Genomic DNA, 24,245 nt, shown 5'->3' on the forward strand with positions numbered 1-24,245 from the left:
TTACCTATGTTTAATCGTTCACGCGCATTAGGAGCTATGCTGCTAATGCTGTCCGCGCTGATCTTGTCAGGCTGTGGCGGTTCCGGTACTGAAAGTGGAACCAACAATCTTCTGACCTGTGACGCCCCAAATGTACCTGACGAGACTGGCACTACCTGTGTGCCACCTCCACCTATCCAGTGCACCCCACCAACGGTGCCTAATGAGACCAATGATGCGTGTGTAGTTGGCGCAGATCCAACCCTACCGGATCCGGTTTTCTTTCCTGCTGACGACCAAGCGGTGTTGTATTACAACCGCGCTGCGGTAGATGCAGATAATTCACCGAATGATCCGGCCTATACGGGGTATAAGCTACATACATGGAGTAATGACGCCTGTGATGCCTATGCTGACCCCGATACAGACTGGGCCGCGGGGCGCGAGCACGATGGGGTTGATCCCAACTACGGTGCATATTGGATCTTAAATTTAAAACCCGGCTACGCAGGTACTGCTGGTTCTTGTCATAACTTTATCGTACACATCGGTACTGATGATGCTGGTAAAGATCCGGGCCCTGATCAAAAAGGGCCTTTGGATCAAGATGATGCGCGTTTCGCACGGATGAACTTTGTGCTCTCTGGCGAAACGACTGTATTCGAATTCCCAATTATTTCGTTAGGCCCTCAACCTGTTGAAATTGACGGCATGGCTGCGCATTGGTTAGATGCAAATACCTTGGTTTCCGCATTGGATATGGAAGGCATTGAATCAATGAAACTGCATTACTCTGCTGCAGCGGATCTTGAAGCAACATTGGAGAACGGCCTCAACGGCACTGCGATTGATTTAGAGCCTGTGACATTAACTGAAGAGCAGGCAGCTATTGCACCGCATTTGGCCGATTTGCCAGCTTTCCAAGGAGCCTGGTCTGCTGAGGATGCTAAAGCGGTATTAAAAACTCAAGCGGTGCTAGCCGGATACGATGGTGAAGGAACGCTTGTTGCGGCAACCGGGATCCAGATCGCCAACGCCCTCGACCAGTTGTACACAACGGGTGAAGCGGATGCTGATGAGGCTGCTCTGGGCCCAGTTTATACTGACAACGGCATTACTGCTGCGCTTTGGGCGCCTACCGCAAGAAATGTTCGTCTCTTGTCATACAACGACAATAAGACATTGGCGAGTGCTATTAGTATGACTGAAGATCCTGCCAGTGGTGTTTGGAGCTACGCGGGTGATATGTCATTGGATCGCACGTTATACCGTTACGAAGTCACGGTTTATCATCCAGTTACCGGTAAGGTTGAAACTTTGGAGGTGACTGACCCGTATTCTGTGTCGTTGTCAACTAATGGCCGCTTCTCACGATTTGTTAATCTAAACGATGACGATCTTAAGCCGGAAGGTTGGGATACTCATAACATCCCCGTTGTCGCTAACCCAGAAGATATTGTGATTTATGAAGGTCACATTCGCGATTTCAGTGTGCTTGATGAAAGTGTATCTGCTGAAAATCGTGGTAAGTATCTGGCCTTTACTGAAGAAGGCAGTGTGCCGGTTGAGTACCTGCGTAGTATGGCTGAAGCAGGTGTGACTCACTTCCACATGTTGCCTGCAAATGACATTGCAACGATTGAAGAAGATGTGACTAAAACGGTCGACTTTAATAGTACTGTTGCACAGTTATGCTTGTTGAATCGCAATGCTTCTGTTTGTGACGAAGCTGACCCTGCGATGACGCTAGGCGATTTGTTCGCAAGCTATGACGCGGTGCAAGAACCCACTAAAGCACAGGCGCTGGCCAATGACATGCGTAATTATGACCAGTTCAACTGGGGTTATGATCCGCATCACTTTAATGCGCCAGAAGGTAGCTATGCGTCAAATCCAGAAGGGGTAGAGCGGATCATCGAAATGCGTGCAATGAACCAAGCATTGCATGGCTTAGGTCTGCGTGTTGCATTGGACGTAGTGTATAACCATACCAATGCGTCTGGCGTTTTCCCTAAATCAGTCTTAGATAAAGTCGTGCCGGGCTATTATCACCGCTATGAGGTGGACTCTGGGGCAATCGTTCGCGAAACTTGCTGTGATGATACCGAGCCACGTAATGTGATGATGGAAAAACTGATGCACGATTCACTTGTGCTTTGGACTGAGCAATATAAGTTCGACTCCTTCCGTTTTGACATTATGAGCCAAGCCACCAAAGATACCATGGTGCGTTTACGCGACGCGGTTCAAGCGATTGACCCCGACAACTATTTCTATGGTGAAGGTTGGACGAAGATCGATCGTGGCTACGAGCAAGCCAATCAGTTGAATATGGCTGGTACTGAGATCGGTACCTTTAACGATCGTATTCGTGAAGCGATTCGTCAGGGCGGAATATTTGGTAGTAATCCAGCTGAATATGATTTTAATGCGCAAGATCGGGTTAAACTCGGCATGGCTGGCACATTAGCTGACTATATTCTCCCAGTTGCAAGTGGCGGTGCTTCTCCTGGCAGCGCAGTTGGCGGATACGCGAAAGACCCTGCTGACATCATCAATTATGTGTCAAAACATGATAATGAGACCCTATGGGATCAGTTCAACTATGTATTACCAGACAGTTTAACGTTAGCAGAACGTGTACGCGCTCAGAATATTGGTATTGGTATTCCAATTTTATCGCAGGGCATTCCATTCCTGCAGATGGGTGGTGACATGTTGCGTTCGAAGTCGATGGATCGTAACACTTACGATTCCGGTGATTGGTTTAACTATGTAGATTTCACGCAACAGAGTAACAATTGGAATGTTGGTTTTCCGCTAGCTCAAGATAATGAAAATCGTTGGACAGAAATGTCTACCTTCATCTATGAGCCAGAGCGAGCAGCAAGTATGAATGAAATTGAATTTGCTTCTGAAGTATTCAAAGAGTTTTTGCAAATTCGTACTGAAAGTTCGTTGTTCCGGTTGACCTCATCTCAAGAGATTATTGATCGAGTTGGATTCCATAACCTAGGATCACGCCAACAAGCAAATCTTATTGTTATGAGTATCGATGATGGTGTGACTCCAGATAGTGATAACGTGCTACCTGACCTAGATCCTAACTATGATGCAATTGTCGTTGTAGTTAACAGTGGTTATGAAGAAAAATCGATTACTGTGAATACTGCAACAGGTTTTGAATTGCATATGGTTCAAGCGAACTCGATTGATCCAACTGTTCGAAATGCTAACTTTGTCGAAGGTGTTGATGAATCGCAGGGTAATGGCACATTTACGGTACCAGCACAGACGATGGCAGTGTTTGTTAAACCTCAGATGGGTGAGCAAGGATACGGATTAGCTGCGACTGCTACTGCTGGAGCGCCTGAAGTACTTCCTTATGGCGATACGGTAGTTTATCTGCGTGGTGAAATGAATGGCTGGGCTGATCCAGCAGTCCAGCCCTTTATTTATCAAGGAGAAGGACTGTATGAAATCAGTGTTGATTTGAACGCAGGTCAATCATACAACTTCAAAGTTGCCAGCCAAGACTGGGCAACAGTTAATCTCGGTGCAGAATCGGGTGACGATGTTGGTCGAGAAGTCATTGAAGGCGAAGAAAAACCATTAGTTACATCGAACAACAACTTGTTGTTCACGGCGGCAGAATCAACAGCGTATTTGTTTACCCTTAATGCATTTGATGTTGAAGCACCAACGTTGACTGTCAAAACGGTATCTGACAGTGCACCTTATGGTGATACTGTTGCATTCATTCGAGGTGTTAACGGTGATTGGGGAGAAACCAACCCCACTGTATACACTGAAGATGATATCTATACGGTTAAAATTGATCTGACCGCTACAGAGCAACGCTTCAAGTTTGCAAGTGCTGATTGGAGTACGGTCAACTTTGGTAACGATGGTAGCGCTGTAAGTCTGAATGCACCCTTTGCACTTGAATCTCCAGGAAGCGACATACCACTGACGTTAAATGAAGACGACTTGGGTGAATATTATTTCACTGTTGATGCTGGAAATACGGAGGCTCCAGAAATGAGCATAAGTCCAGTTGGAATGTATGGTGACACGCAAATATTCGTTCGTGGCTCATTCGACGGATGGGGAAGCGGAGCGGCCATGAGCTTTGATAATGAGTATACCTATTCTGCTGAAATTACTCTTGAGGCAGGAACGATGAACTTCAAAGTTGCTGATGCTGACTGGTCAACAGTTAATAAGGGGGCAGGAAGCGAGGGGGCTGCAGTTTCGCTTGGCGATCGTTTGCCGTTAGCCACTAACAGTGGTGGTGACCTATCGCTTGAAATTCCTAGAGCAGGTATTTACAAGTTTGAACTTATTGGTCCAAATGCTGAAACGCCAGACCTAAAGGTTACATGGCAGCAGTAATGTCACGCTTGTATTGAAAAAAGGCTGCCTATGCAGCCTTTTTTATTGCGTAGTCGATCAGGGTTAAACCTACCAAAGGGCGTCTGTTGGCCTCAGATTGTCAATTTGAATCTGATGAATAATTTAGCTGTTAAAGCATTTATTATTCACGAGTGATTAAGTAAAGATTTATTAGGTTGAAGTAAAATACCGCGGTTTATGAGCCTGTTATCACCGAATATTTCGATAAAAAAAATTTATCATGACGAACAAAACAATTTGCTTTAATTTGCTTTGCAAAGCGCTATCTTGTTCGCATCCAATGTGGATAAACCTATTACGTAAAGAGATGAACAAGAAACATAAGCGATTCGACGACGAGTACGAAGACGATTACGAAGATTTGGGTAAAGGCAAGAAGAAAGAATCGAAACGCGGGCGCTTCCATCGGGAGCAGAAGCGACACGGTGGCGATTACCCTGAATACGCGCAATAGTTAGATGTCGTTAGAAATAGGGTGTCTTTTTACTGAGATGCCCTTGCTAGAATGCCTTTGAACGTAGATACTGGCAATACAAACCGGATTATTTTGTATTGTTTTGGATACACGTTTTCTATCTACTTTTATTGAAGTCTGCAACACTCGGCACTTTGGTCGAGCAGCTGAGAACCTCTTTATTACCCAAGCCGCCGTTAGTGCACGTATTCGCTCATTAGAGGAGTACTACAAGGTAGAGCTGGTTGAGCGTACCCGTAACCATATTAAGCCCACGTTAGCCGGAGAGCGGCTATTGCCGTATGCGAAGCATGTGGTTGATTTACTTGCGCAAAGCCGGGGCTCTGTTGCAGAAATCGCGCCCGATGTGTTCGCTATTGGTGTGAATGAGATAGCTGCAGAGCTGTTATCCGAAAAATTAGGTGCTTATGCGCAACAACGCATCCCTGAGCAAGTTATCAGTATAAACACAGAAACTGCCGATGTGATTTCACGTCAATTACATGAGCGCGTATTAAATGTTGGCTTAGTAACTGAACCATTAAAATCAGACGACATTGAGTCGGTGTGCGTTTTAGAAGCGCCGCTAGCGTTGTTCAATAATGAGGCCGCTGCGGCCGAGCAGCAATGTTGTGTGCAGGTTAATTACCCGGCCAAATTGTTAGATGCCTTGCAAATTGAGTTTCCGCACTGCCAGCGGACTCTGTTTAAAACCAATTCACTCCGACTAGCAGCTAGCTTAGCACATAGCCAAAACTGTTCGGTGGTGCTCCCAACAACCGCTAACTTAGCGCAATGGGGGTGGGGCGCTGAGCAGGGTAAAGCAGCATCAAAGACCTTAAAAGTTTACGCCTGCTACTTAAAACAAGTGCAGTTGACTCATATTCAAGCCTTGATCACGGCAGTTAAGGGATGAAAATCTTTTAGTCCTCTTGCTTAACGAAGTTCGCTTAAATAGCAGCTCTGTTGACTGAATTTCTCTCCTTTTTTGCTATGTCTACGATGTAGGCGAGGTGCCTGTAAATCAGAACATTACTAGCATCGCCAAGCGGCTATTCAATGGGTTATTATGTTGATAGTAGCAACGCAATTGGCTTAGCAAACTAACGCTCAATACCTACTCAGGTTGAGTCAGCAGGTATTCGTGTTCTGGATCAACCACTATACGCCCGCTCATGGCTTCACGGCCGAGTAACATCAAATAGGTCATCTCCGAACGGTCGGTTAAGGTCAATTGAATTTGCCAGCGCATACCCGCCATCACAATGTCAGTCTCAATGACATAACGTCGTTCACGTGTAGCAGTTGAACTTTTAATGTTTTTAACCGCGCTAACCTTGGCTTCACGACGCACGATTTCATCTACATTGTGGATATTGGGGTGGATATCAAAACTTACCCAGTCCTCACCATCGCGTTGGAACTCTTCCAGATTATCAACATGCAATGAAGAGGTCGCAGCCCCAGTATCTACGCGAACATTAAGGTTTTCGATGGTTAGCTCCGGCAGGTTGCAAAGCTCTAATGAACCAACGATATGTTTGTTATTAACCATTCTCATGCATTTATCTCAACTAAAATACAAGTGTTGGTGCTTCGTCACTTAAATTACCTTGGAGTAATTCAACATGCTCAGCCACACTGTCAGGTTTAGAGAAGTAGGCAATGTGGTACATTGCTTCACCTTCTTGCGTTAATGGAATATTTTGTTTGCCGATTACGATGCCTTCTGCAGGGCTAGTCACTAAATCCAGGTCCGTGCCGTATGGATCAGAAATACGTGCAAGTGTATCGCCCTTTGCTACATGATCGCCTAATTGCGCGATATGATGCACAAAGCCGCTTTCTGTGGCTCTTACCCAGCCACTCTCTCGTGCAATAAAACGCTTGATATCGCGACCTTTCGCTTTACGCTTATTTAGCATACCGATCTCACGCATCACGTTAACGATGCCTTTTACTCCTGCGCGAATGGAAAATTCGTCGTAGCGCAATGCTTGGCCAGCTTCATACAGGATCACTTTCACACCCACGTCACCCGCGGCTTGGCGCAAAGACCCGTCGCGGATATCGGCGTTTAACATTACTGGCACACCAAACGCGCTGGCGATGGCAAAGGTTTCCTCATCATCCAAATCAGCACGGATCTGCGGCAAGTTGCTGCGATGAATTGCGCCGGTGTGCAAATCAATCCCGTAATCTGATTGCTTAATAATCTCTTTTAGAAATAAGTTAGCAATGCGTCCAGCAAGCGAGCCTTTTTTACTGCCGGGAAAGCTCCTATTTAAATCTCGTCTGTCAGGTAAGTAGCGACTTTGATTAAGTACGCCATACACATTAACCATTGGCACCGCGATTAATGTACCCCGCAAGTTTTTGATGCTGCGAGATTTTAACAAACGACCCACTATTTCAATGCCATTTAGCTCATCACCGTGGATCGCAGAACTAACAAACAGCGTTGGCCCAGGGCGTTTACCGCGTTGCACATGCACAGGAATTGACATGTGCGTATCGGTGTATAAGGGCGGTAAAGGAAGTTCCAAGCGTTTGGTTTCGCCTGGCTTTATGGATTGGCCATTGATGACTAACGTACTCATTGACTAACCTTTACCGCGGGTTTTAGTACTCGTTTTAGTATTGATTTTACTTTCTATATGAGCAATCAGCATACCTGCAACGTCTTTACCGGTGGCGGTTTCAATACCTTCTAAACCGGGGGACGAGTTAACTTCCATGACTACTGGACCATGTTTAGAGCGTAAAATATCGACACCAGCCATGTTTAAGCCCATGGTTTTTGCGGCATCGACAGCGGTTTTACGCTCAGCCGGAGACAAGCGAACAATGCTAGCTGATCCACCTCTATGTAAGTTAGAGCGAAACTCGCCGGGCGCGGCCTGACGCTTCATTGCAGCAATGACTTTGCCGCCCACGACCAAACAGCGAATGTCCGCACCACCGGCTTCTTTGATGTACTCTTGCACCAAAATGTTGGCACCAATTCCCATAAAAGCTTCGATTATTGCTTCAGCTGCTTTCGCGGTATCCGCTAGCACCACACCAATCCCTTGGGTACCTTCCAACAGTTTAATTACGACAGGTGCACCACCAACATTTTTGATCAAATCATCAATGCGATCAGGATGGTTAGCAAAGCCTGTGCGTGGCATTCCGATGCCTTTGCGCGAGAGCAATTGTAAGGAGCGTAACTTATCACGTGAACGACTGATGGCAACTGACTCGTTTATGGAAAAAGTCCCCATCATTTCGAACTGGCGCACAACGGATGTGCCATAGAAAGTCACTGAGGCACCGATGCGCGGAATAATTGCATCGTACTTTGGCAGAGGTTTACCCTTATACCGCACGGATGGCCGATTACTGGTTATGTCCATGTAACAGTGCATGGTGTCAACAACATCCACCTGATGGCCTCGAGCCTGACCGGCTTCAACTAGGCGCCGTGTTGAATAAAGTTTTGGGTTCCGTGAAAGAACAGCTATACGCATAATCAATTTCCAAATTGCTTTTGCCAAGTGTATCAGTGTAGCAAACGCTAAGACTACTGTTATCTTTTCGAGTAATGATAAATGCAAGGTTTTACAACTACTTGAACTCTTGCAAGTAGAGGCAAGTGCGGACAAGCCAGTAGAGCTTGAGCGTTCCCGAACGTGACAGTTTAATTACGCTTTAGATTCTCGATTAGCTTTAGGGTTGACGGTGTAACATCCCCCGCACGTTCAGCGCGTAATGCATAAAACAGTGCTTCTGTATCGCGTTGGTCTTGCATCAGAAGTTCAGCTGCTTTGGTATTGGCGATAGGGTCGTGCGGTAATGCGTCAGCAATTATTTGCGTAGTTTTCACGTACATATTGCGATTTCCCTCATCCTGATAGCGCTGTGCTGACTGCTGCGCCATGTTTAGCCAATTAATTTGTTTACGAAACTGTTGCAGTCCTAAGGTCTGTTGCCAATCATTGGGAGGCGGCAATACTACTGGCTTGGGCGAATCTGTGAATGGGTAATCAGCCATTAAGGTGAGAATACTAGCGAAACCGAAGTATTCTTCTGCTGGCAACAGTGGACGACGTTGCCAAGCCGTTGCGGTATCAACGGTTTGCCAAGGTCGGAATAATCCTGACTGTGACATCGATTGATAAACGGTGTCGGCGATGACAAAGTATCCTGGTACGTTGGGATGCAAGTGTTCTAGCATTAGACTGCGTCCGATGATTTGATCTTTGCTACGAGCTTCCAAAGCTTGCAGAGCATCAACTAGATAAACGCCAGAAGCTTGCGTGAGGGACTTGATAACTTCATTGATGGCTTCTGGTGCTCTAAATCGCAATAGGTCATGCTCTTTGGCTAAAAGGTAGTGGCGTTTCGCGTAGGGCATTTGAGCATAAGACTCGAACGCACTAGCGAGCTCATAATGCAGATCGGCTGAAGTCGACGCTTGCCATTTGGCGGCGAGTTCAACTAAGGCTTGTGATGTATTAACTTGCGCTTTGGCTTGATGAAAAGCGGCAGGGATCGGCTGACTCGCAAAAGGCGCCTGATCGCGCAGATTGCTTGCAATAGTGCTAATAAAAACAGGGATCCCAGCCGCTTGGTAGCGTGCTACCAGGTGCTTTATATTGCGTGAGAATTGCGCAATGCCCGCTGTATACAGCGCGGAATTTTTTTCGATGCTTTGGTGTTTTGCCACTTGCGACATAACGGTTCTGCGTGCAGGCAAATCAGTAGGTTTTGCCTGTGTAGCGGTCAATGCGTAAATAGTACGTTGCAACAATTGATAGATATGAAAGTCTTTTAACCATAGCATGGTTCGTGTTAACCAATACTGCTCTCCTAAGGTGAAATTAGAACCCACCCCAAGTACGCCTAAATATTCATTATGCCCAGCATAGATCACAATCGCATCGGGTTGTTGAGCAATAATTTCATCCGCCAAATCCAGCAGCGTATGCGAGTTTACTGCCGAAAGTGCGGTATTAATGACTTCGACATAGCGGCCCGGCAGGCTGGCTTTCAGACGGTGATCAAGCATACCTGCGAGAGATGCGCCTAACCCATAAGGATAGCCAGCTGCGGTTGAACCTCCTTGTACAAACACGCGAAACCCATTGTGAGGTTTTTGCTTGAGCAAAAAGTTGGCTTCTAACGTCACATTGGGCGCCTCTGCTTGCGCTGGAAAATAGCGAGACAGAACATCTGCTCGTGGCAGTTGATAGTCTTCGTGCACTGGATTGTCGATAAATAATGGGGTAGGTGGAGTGATCGACAGCCAACGCAAGCTGAGTTCTAAAAGCCCCAGAATCAATACCGGTAGGCACAGCATAATTGCTCTAAACAACCATACTTTGGAATTTAAGTGCATTATTGTCCTACCATTTTTTGTGTAACTTGCTGTAAATAATATTGTGCCTGCGGGTTCGTAGGCTCGATGTTTAGCGCTGCAAGCAACTGCTCATGCGCGGGATTAAACTTTTCTTGTAAATAAAGCACCTGTGCATAGTGCATACGATAGGCGAAAGATGAGGGACGTAACTTAACTGCGCGGCGCGCGTGATATTGACTCAATGCCAGTTGATTGGCCTGGCGGTATAACTGACTCGCTGCATTTTCAGCTTCATGGTTTGCATACAAAGCATCAGACATGACACTCGCTACAGTGGCTGCCTGCAGTGGTTCTTGTTGTTGCTGGAAATAAGTTAACAAAGCACTCTGTTGCTCTAACCAGGGCTGACCTTCAAAACGCGCGACTGCAAAACGTGCAAGCGGATCGTTGGGCTGCGGCAATCTAAAGGGTATAGGGGTTGACTGAAATGGATAGTCAGAAACCAGTTGCTGTACTTTAAACGCTGCAAATTGATGATCCACATCGGTTAGTGGAATCGTTTGCCATAGCGCAGTCGGCGAAACTGCCGCTACCTTTGGTAATAGCTCATGCTGTTGCAGACTTAAAAGAAACGCTTGCGCCAGTTTAAAATAACCCCTAGCTGTCGGATGTAAATGCTCTAGCATATGCCCATTGCCAATAATTCCGTGTGCCGTGTCGTTGCGGACAATTTTATCACTGTCGACCAAGTACACGCCCGTAGCTCTCGCTAGTTGGGTAATTTCCTGATTGATTTGGCTTGGCGCGCGAAAGCGCAATAAGTCGAGATCACGAGCAATTTGAAAATGCTCGCGCGCTTGGTTTATTGCGCCTGCGCTAAAGTGTTCATTGGCGCGCCTAAAATTCAAGGTGGCTGAAGCGTCTAAGCCAGCACTGTCAGGCAAACTTTCGAATGGCGGCTGGTGCTGTTCATTAGACACTAGGTTGCTCAACAACACTGGAATGTTGTGCTGTTGAAAGGTTTCTATAACCGCCTGGAGATTACTGCGAAATTGGGCAATACCTGCATAATACAAGTCTGAGTGAATTGGAATATGTTTGTCTTTGGCGACCGTTGCCATAACGGTTCTGCCCAGTTGTTGCGACGTGTTATTGGGTGCTGGTTGCAGCAATTTTTGTAGTAATTGAAATACCCGCGAAGATTTCAATTTGAGCAATAACAGGTTGCTTAAGTGACCACCGGTCCCAGCGTAAACCGAGCCGACACCCATTACACCTAAATATTCATTATGACCTGCATAAATGAGCACAGCATCAGGCTTGAGCGCCGCAACTTCAGAACTAAAGTCGCGTAACGCGTAACTATTGATACTGGCCATTGCAACCGAAATGACTTCGATATCCCGTTCCGGGTAAAGCTGTTTAAGTTGATGGTTCAGCATACCTGAAGGTGAGCCAAACCTACCATAAGGAAAGCCCGCGGCGGTCGATCCCCCCATAACCACAAGTCGCAGGGAATCGTGCGGTTTCTGTGCAGCAAAAATAAAAGTATCGGGTGCAACCCTTGGTGCTGCTGCTGGATGATGAAAGTAACGCTGGATAATGTTTGGGTTGGGTTGCAACAGCTCTACTGAATGTGAAGTAGGCACAAATAATGGGTAGTGCTGGCCAAAACCCATTAAGCGCAAAGTACCTTCCAAACCCAGCAGGAACAGCGCGGGTAGCGCAAGCATGATCAGATAAAACACAGGACGGGTTGTGCGGTGGTTATTTGGCACAGTCAAATTACTTATCAACAATTAAAAACACCGAGGTTAGTCGGGATAGGATTGAATAACAATATCTTATCGGTCATTATGCGACGCAATATTTGTGTTTTAAAATGAATGTAGATGGCGAAAATTCTCGGTATTTCAGCGTATTATCATGACAGCGCAGCATGTATTGTGGTTGATGGGAAAATTATTGCAGCAGCGCAGGAAGAACGGTTTTCGCGGAAAAAACATGACCCTCGCTTTCCTCGTCATGCTATTGAATATTGTCTAGACGCTGCGGCGACGGATATTCAACAACTCGATGCTGTGGTGTTCTACGATAAACCACTGCTCAAATTCGAGCGCTTACTCGAGACGTATCTGGCGCACGCGCCCAAGGGCTTTGTGAGTTTTACTAAAGCAATGCCTATTTGGTTAAAGGAAAAGTTGTATTTAAAGAGTTTACTGCGCAGAGAATTACGCTCGATTGGCTCCGGTAGCACGCAAGCATTACCAGAACTGCTGTTTACCGAGCATCACCAAAGTCATGCGGCGTCAGCGTATTATCCCAGTCCATTTCAAGACGCCGCGGTAATTTGTTTAGATGGCGTCGGCGAGTGGGCTACTACGTCAGTGTGGCACGGAAAGGACGCCACGTTAACGCTGTTAGAAGAGATCCATTTTCCCCATTCATTGGGGTTACTGTATTCTGCTTTTACCTATTATTGCGGATTTAGGGTTAACGCTGGCGAATACAAGCTCATGGGGCTTGCGCCGTATGGTGAGCCAAACTATGTTGATCAAATATACGCGAATTTGATTGAGGTAAAATCCGATGGCAGTTTTCGCCTCAATATGCGGTTTTTTGATTATGCCGTAGGCAAGGTGATGACCAATCGTCATTTTCATCAACTCTTCGGTGATGATCCATTACCGCCTGATGCTACACCAACCCAAAAGCATTGTGATCTGGCGCGATCTATTCAAGTGGTTACTGAGGACGTCGTAATCAAAATTGCCCAACACGCCAAACAGTTAACCGGTGCTAGCCAACTCTGTATGGCCGGCGGCGTAGCTTTGAACTGTGTCGCAAACGCACAGATCCTTGCTCAAGCAGGCTATGATGATATTTGGATCCAACCCGCCGCAGGTGATGCTGGGGGAGCTTTAGGTGCTGCGTTAGAAGTTTGGCATGCGCATTTTTCAGGCCCACGTGAACCAGTTCAAACAGTCGCACAGGATACTATGCAGGGCGCTTACCTAGGTCCGGACTACAACGATGAGGATATCGCTGCAGCAATCAATCAATTATCCCTGCCCGCAGAGCGATATGCTGATGATGAATTGTTCGCGCGCGCGGTAGAGTGGTTATGTGCTGATAAGGTAGTAGGGTGGTTTCAAGGACGCATGGAGTTTGGCCCAAGAGCATTAGGTAATCGTTCTATCCTAGGGGATGCGCGCAGTACTTCGATGCAGCGACAGATGAACGTCAAGATCAAACAGCGTGAATCATTTCGTCCGTTTGCGCCAATTGTGCTGGCTGAGAAAGTGCACGAATACTTTGAATTTGCGGGCACTAGCCCGTACATGTTGCTTACTGCGCAGGTAAGAGAAACTCTGCACTGTAAACAGGAAGCTACCTCGGTCAAAACGGGTCTCGATAAGGTAAACGAAGTGCGCTCGACACTGCCTGCGATTACCCATATCGATTACTCAGCGCGCTTGCAAACCGTTGAAGCGACGCAAAATGCGCGCTTGCATAGACTACTGCAGGACTTCGAGCAGGCGACGGGAACAGCTGTACTGATTAATACATCATTTAATGTGCGCGGCGAACCACCGGTGTGTTCGCCAGCAGATGCCATTCGGTGTTTTCTGGCCACAGATATGGATTATTTGGTCATGGGTAATTGGGTGTTAGAGAAATCGGCTCAACCTCAATCTGAGATAGAAAAGGCAAAAGCCGTGACATTTGAAAAGGACTGAAACATGAAAAATTGGTTTTTGTCGATCCGTTTACCTATGGCTGCGGCAGATGATCACAAAGCATTGCGTCAGTTTGCGTGGCAAATGGCAATTGCATTTCCACTGTTCTTTTGCTTGCTTATTCCTTGGTTGCTGCATGATCCCATACCCTTTTGGCCATTAATCGTCAGTGGTGTTTTGCTGGTATCTGCGTTGCTGCTACCGGTATTGTTATATCCCTGTTATGTCGTATGGATAGTTGTGGCCAGTATTCTTGGTTGGATGAATACGCAATTGATCCTTGCGCTCATCTTTTTTGTGCTTATTATGCCATTAGGGTTGGTGTTGCGATTGTTCGGCAAGTTAACCTATCAAAGCAAACCAGCTGAACAAGCAAGTAGTTATTGGATCAAACGCGACAAGCCACCCACAGCCGCTAACTTAAAGGAGCCGTTTTAAGCAATGTTGGAGTTTTTTCAAGATCTATGGGCCTTTTTGCGGGTACGAAAAAAAATGTGGTTATTGCCCATTGTTGTCATCATGGCGCTATTAGGAGCTGTGGTTATTGCGACTCAACAATCATCACTGGCAGCGTTTATTTATACGTTGTTTTAAGACTCGAACGCAGCCCACCTTTATCGCGGCTTGGTATCATCTGAGCCGCTTCGTCTATTAGCCATTTAGCTAGGTTCTATCCCTTCAGATTTGAATCTGCACCCTCACTCACTTAGCCAATTAGGATTAATTAACGACTACATACGTATGCAGATTGAGTTAACAATTCATTAACGGGTATGCTAGCTGCTATCTGTTTGACGAGTACTTTGTGAGCAATCGATGACGATAGTAAAAGTTCCACGTGGCATTGGTATTAGATTTAGTAAACAACGTCTATGTATTGTTTTCGGTACTGCTATAGTGGGAGCCTCAATTATGTTTGGCTGTACACCGTCGCACCAGCAGCTGCAGTCAAACTCAGTTGAAGAGGAGCCTAAGGTGATAGAGTCGCAATCCGCGCAGGGTAAGCCTGTCGTGTATCAGGTCTTTACCCGATTATTCGGTAATACCAACACGACTAATCAACCTTGGGGCACTATTGAAACCAACGGTGTCGGAAAATTCAGTGATTTTACTGATGAGGCATTGCAGGGCATTAAGGCACTTGGCACCACTCACTTATGGTATACGGGAGTTCCTCACCATGCGGTGATCAATGACTACACCGCTTATGGAATTTCCTTAGACGACCCGGATGTAGTCAAAGGGCGTGCGGGCTCTCCGTATGCAGTGAAAGACTATTACAACGTCAATCCTGATTTAGCTGATGATCCGGCTAACCGCCTGGCTGAATTTGAAGCCCTGATCGCGCGTACCCATGCAAATGACATGCGGGTAATCATTGATATTGTGCCAAATCATGTGGCAAGAGCTTATGAGTCTCTGTCTGCACCAGAAGGGGTTGCAGATTTTGGTGCCAATGATGACACCACAGTGGAATATGCGCGTGATAACAATTTTTATTACGTGGTTGGCGAAGATTTTCAAGTACCCGCTGCTGAGGATTATCAGCCGCTTGGCGGCGAGGCGCACCCGTTGGCCGACGGTTTATTTGCTGAATCGCCGGCAAAATGGACAGGTAATGGGGCCCGTGCGGCACAACCTGACGCTAATGACTGGTATGAGACTGTCAAAGTCAATTATGGTGTGCGGCCAGATGGCACCTATGACTTCCCACGCCTACCGAACGAATATAGAGAATTAGACTACACGGCCCATTATGCATTTTGGCAAGACAAAGCGTTGCCGGATAGCTGGTATAAGTTTCATGACATCGTGCATTATTGGTTAGACAAAGGCGTCGACGGGTTTCGTTATGATATGGCAGAAATGGTGCCGGTGGAGTTTTGGTCTTTTTTAAACGCTTCTATCAAAATGAAGAATCCCAATGCGTTTTTACTTGCCGAGGTTTATCAACCCCATTTGTATCGTGATTATTTACACTTGGGTAAAATGGACTATCTCTATGACAAAGTGGAGTTTTACGACAGCCTAAAGGCTGTCATGCAGGGGCATGGTGATACGCAAACATTGGTGGCGACGCAAGAGCGCTTAGCTGATATTGAATCGCATATGCTGCACTTTCTAGAAAATCATGATGAACAACGTATTGCTAGTCCTGAATTCGCCGGGGATGCTGAAAAAGGCAAACCAGCACTCGTTGTTTCGGCGTTGATTAGTCGTTCGCCAACCATGTTGTATTTTGGTCAAGATGTGGGTGAGGATGGGAGCGAGGAAACCGGATTCGGGGATCCGACACGCACAACCATCTTTGATTATGCGGGGGTTCCTGCGCATCAACGTTGGATGAACGGTGGCCGCTTTGATGGTGGGGCGCTCTCCACAACAGAGCGTGAACTGCGTGAGTTTTATATCAAAGTGATGCGCCTCTCTGCCGAGCATCCAGCAATGTTGGGTGAATACCGGAGTTTGCATGCCGAAAATATCAATCTAACCGATGCCTATGACGATAAAACGTTAGCTTTTGCGCGCTGGACAAAGAAGCAGCGTTTACTGGTGGTTAGTCAATTTACCGAGCAATCGAAGACATTTTCTCTGCATATTCCAGATGATTTAGTCACGGCGTGGGGATTAACGGCCGGTCAGTATCAGATGCAGGATCACCTATCCAGTGAGGACGCTACTTTAATCGTGACCCCCGAAGGGGCTGCGCAGGTTCAGATAACACTGAACGCACTGGGTTCCCGTGTTTTAGAATTTTGATAGCGCTAACCTGATGAGTAAATTTTTAACTCTTACTGTTCTTGCTTACTGCGTAATCCACTCAGGGTTTAGGTTTTCTGCTGTACAGGCGCAAACGCATTCAACCGCGACAGCGCAGGTGACAGTCATTAACACTTTACGCATGCCTTACACCAACGAGATCCGCACTGTACGAGTATACCTTCCGCAAACCGCAAACGCTGCTAATCCTGTGCCGGTGTTATACATGCATGATGGCCAAAATGTATTCGACAAGCGCACTGCGTATGTGGATGAATGGCAGGTGGATGAAATTCTGGACAGACGCGTGCAACAGGATCTGCCAGTGCCCATAGTGGTTGCAATTGACCATGGGGGAGAGGTTCGCTTACGCGAATTAAGTCCTTGGGACAACACGCAATACGGCAGTGCCTTAGGGACAGAATATCTAAGCTTTATCCTAACGGTCGTCAAACCGTACATAGAGGCTCACTATCCAGTATTAACCGGCGCTGAGCATACTGCCATTATGGGGAGTTCAATGGGCGGCTTGATATCCCATTATGCTATTCATCAATACCCTGAGGTGTTCTCTAAAGCTGGGGTATTTTCCCCCTCGTTTTGGTATGCCGAATCAGCATTTAGTCTGGCTCAGCAGCGCACACTAGCCCCGCATCAACGTGTTTATACAAGTATGGGCGCTCAGGAAGGGGATACCATGGTATCAGGCTGGCAACGGATGCAGGTGATTTACCGCCAGCAGGATATCACTGAACAACAATTAAGAGCGGTTCTGGTGCCACAGGGTGAGCACAATGAAGCACTTTGGTCAGGGCAGTTTGAAACAGCCTTGAATTACCTATTTAACTACGAGTAACAAGCATGCGAGCCTCATCATTTTGGCAATGGTTCCGCACTGGCGGATTGATCTTAACGTTTTATCTTGGTTACGGAGTCTATGCTTACGCCGGTGTCGCCAATTCGGTAAAGCAATCAGCACAAACCCTGTCTATTCAATTAACGGATGGGAAGGTCGAATTGCAGGCATTAACTGGGCGTGCGGTTGCGGTGTGGTATCAACCTAAAAATGTACGTCAGTTGCCGTCATTCGCCTTAGATCCATCACTCAATGTTAGTGTGAAAAATACGCTGGTGGAGTCATCCAACGGTTGGGTTTGGCAATTGCCGGACATGGCCGTTCACATTCAACGCCAGCCCTTTAAACTGAGTTATTGGCACAACGACGAACTGCTGCTTGCCGAAGAAGCGGGCCTGATAAACCAGGCAACCATAAAAGGGTTCCGCTTTGCGCTGAGTGACGAAGAGCAAATTATGGGCGCTGGGCAACGCGTACTCGGTATGGATCGTCGTGGTCACCGCTTGCCTTTGTACAATCGCGCTCACTATGGCTATACCACTGAGTCATCGCAAATGTACTACAGTCTGTCTGCGGTTATGTCATCAAAAAAGTATGCCTTAATTTTTGATAACTCGGCGAATGGGTTTGTAGACATAGGGCTTACCGAGAAAGACGTATTACAGTTTGAAGCTGTGGCCGGTCGCACGGCATATATTGTGGCTGCCGCTGAGGATTATGCAGATTTAATATCAGAAGTCACTTTGGTGACCGGTCGACAACCGTTACCGCCACGCTGGGCGTTAGGGAATTTTGCTTCACGGTTTGGATACCGCAGTGCGCAGGAAACCCTCGACACTATTGGTTTGTTTCGTGCACAGGATATTCCGGTTGATGCTGTAGTACTGGATCTCTATTGGTTTGGCCCAGACATCAAAGGGCATATGGGTAACTTAAATTGGGATCGTAACGCTTGGCCAGAGCCGGAGAGCATGATTGCAACCTTGCGAGAGCAGGGCGTCAAAACGGTTGTTATTACCGAACCCTTTATTCTGCGTTCTTCAAGTCAGTGGGATAGTGCGGTAGCGCATGGCGCTCTGGCAAAAAATCTGGCGGGCACGCCGCGGCGATTTGATTTTTACTTCGGCAATACTGGCTTGGTTGATGTTTTTGACCCAGTCGCTCAAGATTGGTTTTGGACCTACTATGAGCGTCTAGCACAACAAGGGGTGGCTGGTTGGTGGGGTGATTTGGGTGAGCCAGAAGTACATCCAGCTGACAGCATCCATACGATCAACGGTGAACAAGCTACCGGAGATGAACTCCACAATGCTTATGGTCACCAATGGGCCCAGATGGTCTATGAACGTCAATTAGCACTTGAGCCAACAAAAAGGCCCTTTGTAATGATGCGTTCAGGGTTTGTAGGGTCACAACGCTATGGCATGATCCCTTGGACCGGTGATGTCAGTCGTGAATGGGGCGGGTTGCAATCGCAAGTCGAGCTAGCACTACAGATGGGCTTGTTTGGTTTGGCTTACACTCATTCAGACTTGGGAGGCTTTGCTGGCGGGGAAGTCTTCGACGCTGAACTTTACACCCGTTGGATGCAATTTGGCGTATTTACCCCAGTGTATCGACCGCATGCACAAGATCACATTGCACCAGAACCGGTTTTTCATCCCGAGCCGGTAAAAAGTTATGTACGCGAGTTTATTAAGCTACGCTATCGACTAATGCCTTACATCTATTCTCTCGCTTACGAAAATAGCCTGACGGGCTTGCCTTTTATGCGTCCTGTAATGCTGCATCATGCTGATGCCGCGTTGGATAACACGCGACAATATTTGTTTGGCGAGGCGATGCTGGTACAACCCATTACCCGCGCTGGGATTAAAGCGGTGGATGTTGCGCTGCCAAAGGGGCACTGGTATCACCTTTGGACCGGTGACATCTTTGCGGGTGGGCAGTCACATAACGTTGCAACGCCGATGACTCAAATTCCGGTGTTTGTTAAAGCGGGTTCTTTCATTCCAATGGTTGAGGCAGTTAAATCATTGGACAAGTATTCAACTGAATCGATGAATTTACACTTTTACGTCGATCCAGAAGGGCAGTCGTCGCAATATACTTTGTATGATGATGACGGTATTCATCCTGAAAACCTTGCCCGCCAAAATTACCAAGCGATTCAGATGCACGCGAAGTACGTACCACAACTGAGTATCGCTCTAAATGTGTCTGGTGAGTTCGCCGGCCAACCTGAGCAGCGCAATGTCAATTTGATTGTGCATGGACTAAGCCAACCGCCTCAGCGCCTGAGAGTAAACGACACGCTGTACTTGGTAAATCAATCAGCACAGGTGCAATGGCACAGTGGATCGGCCGAACTGCATGTGCAAGTGTCCTTGCATGATCAAGTTACAATCACACTGGAGTGATGCGGCATAAAAGGTTGCGCCAATTCGGTAATACGCTGAAATATGGCGGTGTCTCTCGGACTCGGTTTTATGCTTTCCGCGGCTTTAAAGCAGTCATATCCAGCCAGTAAGCAATGCCAAGATATAGCAGGGTAATAGTGGGCAATCTGTTGTCGGTTGATTTCGGCAGTGAGATCGCCGCCTTGATACCAAACATCAAAAATAGCGTTGAGAGAGTCGGAGCGATGAGAGTTATGCGTATTGGCGCGCCAATATTCACTGTCCTCTCGGTCACTGGCGTGATAATGGCAGACAATATAATCCCTTATTCCGTCAATACGGGCATTGATCACTTGATTATATTGTGTTCGATGTTGCACACCATAACCGCCGGCACTGAATGCACTGACAAAATTGTCGATGGTTTCCTGCACGATATGCAATGCTGTTGCTTCTAATGGCTCAATAAACCCCTGTGCTAAACCTACGGCAATACAATTCTTTACCCAGGTCTCAGTACAACGACCGACCTGCATTGTGAGATGGCGTGCATCAATATCGCTATCCATAAGTCCAAGATGCTGGCGCAATTCGGTTTCTGCCTCGTCGGGATCACAATAGGCGCTGCTATAAACATAGCCATTACCGGTGCGTTGTGTGAGAGGGATCCGCCATGCCCATCCGTGGGTTAATGCTGTCGCAGTGGTTTGTGGCAAAAATTTCGTACAGGTATCAGTACCAATGGCGACAGCTCGATCGTTAAATAGGTTTTCTTTAAAGCTAATAAACGGGGTTTTTAACGTCTCTTGGATCAACAGACTGCGAAAACCTGTACAGTCGAAAAACCAATCTGCAGTCAATTCTTTGCCATTGCTTAAAACAACGCTTTGAATAGAACCATCTGAAAACTGACGACAACTATCAACATGACCAATAATATGCTTAACCCCTGCGTTTGTGCAGTGTTGGCGAATAAATTGCCCGACTTTAATCGCGTCAAAATGATAGGCGTAATTGATCGCTGGCGCATTTTTGTGATCCGTTGCTTTCGGGCTTAATCCATTTGCTGATAGGTAAGCAGCTAAAAAGAAATCGTCGGGTTGCGTGTAGCTTTCTTTACCATTTTGGCGCTGATGGCAGTTGAGCAAAAAAGCGCCAGCGGTCAAGCGGTCGGTTAATGACGGGAAAGGATGAAAATACGAACTCTGTGGTTTCGCTGTCCAGTGATTAAAGCGTATGCCATTTTTAAATGTCGCGTCGCAGGCTGGCATCCAAGTATCTTCTGCAATCCCGAGTAAGTTGAAAAAGTTTCTCAATTGCGGCGTAGAGCCTTCGCCAACACCAATAATGCCAACATCCGGTGATTCTATTAGGGTTACAGTAAAGCCTTTGGGCGCTAGGTGATGCTGGAGCAGGGCTGCAGTCATCCAACCCGCTGTGCCCCCTCCAACAACTAATAATGACGGTTTATGTTCGTTCACCTTACACCCTGTATCTAACTGCATGCAGGATTAATGTACCCCTGCACAAGTCAAAAAGCGAATGCGCCATGTAATTGAATACGTATGCAGCTGAATAGTATTTTAACGGCTACATGGTTAGACTGCGTTGTTAATGTGTTGTTAAAGATTTCGACACATTCCACGGGACACAATTCGCAACCAGATGCAGCGAAAATATAATAGGTATACAACATGAATCAATCGAACCAGCCACAACTTTCCTTCTGGCAGGTATGGAATGTCAGTTTCGGCTTTCTTGGCGTGCAGTTTGGTTTTGCTTTGCAAAACGCCAATGTCAGTCGAATCTTGTCTGATTTAGGCGCTGACCTTCATTCACTCAGTTTGTTTTGGTTAGTCGCTCCCATTATGGGCTTGATCGTGCAACCTATCGTTGGTGCGGCATCTGATCGGACTTGGAATCGCCTTGGCCGCCGTCGGCCGTTCATCTTAGCAGGAGCTATTGCGGCTGCTATCGGTATGTTCTTGATGCCAAATGCACCATTATTTGTTGCCTTTATGGCGCCGATGATATTTGGTGCCCTTATGCTGGCATTAATGGATGCGTCGTTTAATGTTTGCTTCCAGCCGTTTCGTGCTCTGGTTTCCGATATGGTGCCAGCTAAACAGCGCAATATTGGTTATTCGGTGCAGTCTTTGTTGATCAACATTGGAGCGGTTGTTGGCTCTATTTTACCGTTTGTTTTGACTAATGTGGTGGGCTTAGAAAACACCGCACAGGCTGGGGAAGTGGCACCGTCGGTGGTATGGGCATTCTATATTGGTGCAACAGTATTGTTAGGTTCGGTGATTTGGACCGTTATCCGGACCAAGGAATATGCCCCGGAAGACTATTACCGGTATAAAGGCATGGATCATGCCGAGATTGAAAAAGAGCTAGCAGTTAAAACTTCAATCGGACAAAAACTGGCCAATTTTTGGCAACTCATGTTGACTATGCCGACCACCATGAAGCAACTTGCCGTGGTTCAGTTTTTCTCATGGTTCGCGCTATTTATTATGTGGGTCTACACCATGCCTGCGATAACCCAGCACATTTGGGGCGTAGAAACTCAATGGTTTGACCCAGCCTATCTAAAATCTGTCTCAGTGGTACCTGATTATGTTGTAGTGGCTAAAGGCGCGGCAGGTGATTGGGTAGGGATCATGTTTGCCGCATATTCCTTGTTTGCGGCAGTTTTTTCTGTATTCCTCGCAAAATTAGCAGATAAAATTGGGCGCAAGACGGTATACGCTGGTTCACTTGCATTGGGTGGCATTAGTTATATCAGCTTTATGTTCTTCCAGGACCTGACGCCGGTACAGGTCAATCTATTGATCACGCAGGTTGAGGTTCCACAAGGGGCGGTTAATTTGTTATTGCCAATGATTGGCGTCGGTATTGCGTGGGCGGCAATTTTGGCGATGCCTTACGCTATCTTGGCTGGCTCTTTACCGGCGAATAAGACCGGTGTATATATGGGGATCTTTAACTTCACCATTGCTGCACCGCAAATCGTATCAGGGTTACTGTCCGGATGGATCTTAAGTTCAGTGTTTGAGAATGAGGCAAAATACATCATTATCTTAGCGGGTGTAGCCATGCTATTGGCGGCAGCATCAGTATTCTTGGTGCGCGAGGGGCAAGAATCTTCAGAGGCGTTGTGAAACTCGTAAGCGGCTGAATAATCGGCCGCTACTCACGAATGCTGGATTGGCGCACGATAAGCTCTGCAGGCATTAAATAATCGGCAACTTCACGATTATTAATGAGTTCTACCAAATGACTAACCAATAGTTCGCCGGCGCGCTTAGTATTTTGCTGCACGGTTGTGAGGGTCGGCGTGGTAAAAGCTGAAATAGGAATATTATCATATCCACTCACCCGCATATCTTGCGGTACGTGAATGCCATGCTGCTTGAGGCATTTGATTGCACCCACGGCAATCAAATCACTGGCACAGACCAACGCATCTGGCTTGATCCCTGCTTGGAGCATTTTTTCAGTGGCAGAATAGCCGGCTTCTTCGGTCGAAACTGCATTATACTGAACGGCTTCTGCGGCGAGTAAATTAGCGTTTGCAAGCGTATCGATATGCCCTTGGAAACGCGCCATAAATTCGGGCGCACGTTGGCCTGCTGTGCCAATAAATGCAAATGTCTGAGCGCCTTGATCGATCAAATGTTGAGTAACCAGCGCTCCGCCTTGATAATTATCACAGCCAACTGAAATACCTGGATATTCACTATCATGCGCACCCCAACGCACAAAGTGGGTGCCTTGCTCCTGGAGTTGGTTTAAGCGATCGCGATAATCTAAATAGTCTCCGTAGCCCAATAAAATCAAACCATCAGCTTTATTGGTATCTTCATATTCGGCGTGCCAGTCACTGTTCATATTTTGAAATGAAACCAACAAATCATAATTGATCGCTGCGCAGGCGCGAGTAATGCTCGCTAGCATAGACATGAAAAATGGGTTGATTAATGAATCGTCAGGTGAGGGATCTTCAAACAACAACAAGGCGATAGTCGAGCTACGCTGTTTCCGCAAATTACTGGCGTTTTTGTCGACTTTATAATTCATTTCGCGGGCAATCCGTTGCACCCGCTCGCGAGTTTCTTTATTAACCAAAGGGCTATTGCTCAGCGCGCGAGAAACCGTGGACTGAGAAACCCCAGCCTTGTGAGCGATATCAAAAGAAGTGGCTTTGTCTTTAGCTGCCAAAATTACTGCCTGTACTAACCCGCGATTCCTTTTTTATACAACAGCACAATTCATTAGCGCAACGACTTTG

Annotated in this window: 17 protein-coding genes; 10 read left to right on the plus strand and 7 right to left on the minus strand. The window is 46.8% G+C overall.

The window, feature by feature from the left end:
- Positions 1-6: 6 nt before the first annotated feature.
- From AC121Z_RS07550 to AC121Z_RS07560, 3 genes are all read left to right on the plus strand, one after another.
- Entirely contained in the window at positions 7-4,374 is a 4,368-nt protein-coding gene (locus tag AC121Z_RS07550; RefSeq protein WP_498127812.1) for an alpha-1,6-glucosidase domain-containing protein, read from the plus strand.
- A gap of 328 nt (positions 4,375-4,702) precedes the next feature.
- On the plus strand, positions 4,703-4,849 hold the full coding sequence (locus AC121Z_RS07555; RefSeq protein ID WP_164084694.1) for a hypothetical protein: 147 nt from the start codon (positions 4,703-4,705) through the stop codon (positions 4,847-4,849).
- A 103-nt stretch (positions 4,850-4,952) separates the two neighbouring features.
- Positions 4,953-5,765, plus strand: coding sequence for a LysR family transcriptional regulator (locus AC121Z_RS07560; protein ID WP_498127814.1), 813 nt, complete (start codon positions 4,953-4,955; stop codon positions 5,763-5,765).
- Positions 5,766-5,966: 201 nt separating this feature from the next.
- Here the strand turns inward: AC121Z_RS07560 and AC121Z_RS07565 are convergent, their stop codons facing one another.
- The 5 genes from AC121Z_RS07565 to AC121Z_RS07585 all read right to left on the minus strand — a co-directional run bounded on the left by AC121Z_RS07565 (position 5,967) and on the right by AC121Z_RS07585 (position 11,971).
- Positions 5,967-6,404, minus strand: coding sequence for an ATP-dependent zinc protease family protein (locus AC121Z_RS07565; RefSeq protein WP_498127815.1), 438 nt, complete (start codon positions 6,402-6,404; stop codon positions 5,967-5,969).
- A 19-nt stretch (positions 6,405-6,423) separates the two neighbouring features.
- Positions 6,424-7,449: a succinylglutamate desuccinylase/aspartoacylase family protein gene (locus tag AC121Z_RS07570; RefSeq protein WP_498127816.1), complete on the minus strand. Its 1,026-nt coding sequence runs from the start codon at positions 7,447-7,449 to the stop codon at positions 6,424-6,426.
- Positions 7,450-7,452: 3 nt separating this feature from the next.
- On the minus strand, positions 7,453-8,361 hold the full coding sequence (gene rimK / locus AC121Z_RS07575; RefSeq protein WP_498127818.1) for a 30S ribosomal protein S6--L-glutamate ligase: 909 nt from the start codon (positions 8,359-8,361) through the stop codon (positions 7,453-7,455).
- Positions 8,362-8,531: 170 nt separating this feature from the next.
- Positions 8,532-10,232 (minus strand): SGNH/GDSL hydrolase family protein, encoded by a 1,701-nt coding sequence (locus tag AC121Z_RS07580; RefSeq protein ID WP_498127820.1) that lies wholly within the window; start codon positions 10,230-10,232, stop codon positions 8,532-8,534.
- Complete coding sequence (locus tag AC121Z_RS07585) at positions 10,232-11,971, minus strand: SGNH/GDSL hydrolase family protein (protein ID WP_498127822.1); 1,740 nt, start codon at positions 11,969-11,971, stop codon at positions 10,232-10,234. The genes AC121Z_RS07580 and AC121Z_RS07585 overlap by 1 nt, the downstream gene beginning before the upstream one ends.
- A gap of 114 nt (positions 11,972-12,085) precedes the next feature.
- Between AC121Z_RS07585 and AC121Z_RS07590 the strand changes: the two genes are divergently transcribed.
- The 6 genes from AC121Z_RS07590 to AC121Z_RS07615 all read left to right on the plus strand — a co-directional run bounded on the left by AC121Z_RS07590 (position 12,086) and on the right by AC121Z_RS07615 (position 19,969).
- Positions 12,086-13,933 (plus strand): carbamoyltransferase family protein, encoded by a 1,848-nt coding sequence (locus tag AC121Z_RS07590; RefSeq protein ID WP_498127824.1) that lies wholly within the window; start codon positions 12,086-12,088, stop codon positions 13,931-13,933.
- 3 nt (positions 13,934-13,936) lie between these two features.
- Positions 13,937-14,371 (plus strand): SxtJ family membrane protein, encoded by a 435-nt coding sequence (locus AC121Z_RS07595; RefSeq protein WP_498127826.1) that lies wholly within the window; start codon positions 13,937-13,939, stop codon positions 14,369-14,371.
- A 3-nt stretch (positions 14,372-14,374) separates the two neighbouring features.
- Positions 14,375-14,527: a DUF5989 family protein gene (locus AC121Z_RS07600; protein WP_164084696.1), complete on the plus strand. Its 153-nt coding sequence runs from the start codon at positions 14,375-14,377 to the stop codon at positions 14,525-14,527.
- Positions 14,528-14,845: 318 nt separating this feature from the next.
- Positions 14,846-16,693: an alpha-amylase family glycosyl hydrolase gene (locus AC121Z_RS07605; RefSeq protein WP_498127828.1), complete on the plus strand. Its 1,848-nt coding sequence runs from the start codon at positions 14,846-14,848 to the stop codon at positions 16,691-16,693.
- A gap of 13 nt (positions 16,694-16,706) precedes the next feature.
- The gene (locus AC121Z_RS07610) at positions 16,707-17,549 is read left to right on the plus strand and encodes an alpha/beta hydrolase (protein WP_498127830.1); all 843 of its coding nucleotides are present in this window, start codon (positions 16,707-16,709) and stop codon (positions 17,547-17,549) included.
- A gap of 5 nt (positions 17,550-17,554) precedes the next feature.
- Positions 17,555-19,969 (plus strand): glycoside hydrolase family 31 protein, encoded by a 2,415-nt coding sequence (locus tag AC121Z_RS07615; protein WP_498127831.1) that lies wholly within the window; start codon positions 17,555-17,557, stop codon positions 19,967-19,969.
- Here AC121Z_RS07615 and AC121Z_RS07620 read toward each other — a convergent pair.
- Positions 19,945-21,453 (minus strand): tryptophan halogenase family protein, encoded by a 1,509-nt coding sequence (locus AC121Z_RS07620; RefSeq protein ID WP_498127832.1) that lies wholly within the window; start codon positions 21,451-21,453, stop codon positions 19,945-19,947. The two genes, AC121Z_RS07615 and AC121Z_RS07620, sit on opposite strands and share 25 nt — an antisense overlap.
- A gap of 189 nt (positions 21,454-21,642) precedes the next feature.
- Here AC121Z_RS07620 and AC121Z_RS07625 point away from each other — a divergent pair, with 189 nt between their 5' ends.
- Positions 21,643-23,115, plus strand: a complete 1,473-nt coding sequence (locus AC121Z_RS07625; protein ID WP_498127833.1) for an MFS transporter — start codon at positions 21,643-21,645, stop codon at positions 23,113-23,115.
- Between the two features lie 28 nt (positions 23,116-23,143).
- Here AC121Z_RS07625 and AC121Z_RS07630 read toward each other — a convergent pair whose 3' ends face one another.
- On the minus strand, positions 23,144-24,178 hold the full coding sequence (locus tag AC121Z_RS07630; protein WP_498128182.1) for a LacI family DNA-binding transcriptional regulator: 1,035 nt from the start codon (positions 24,176-24,178) through the stop codon (positions 23,144-23,146).
- Between the last annotated feature and the right edge of the window lie 67 nt (positions 24,179-24,245).

It is taken from the genome of Alteromonas sp. DYW1 (assembly GCF_059752595.1).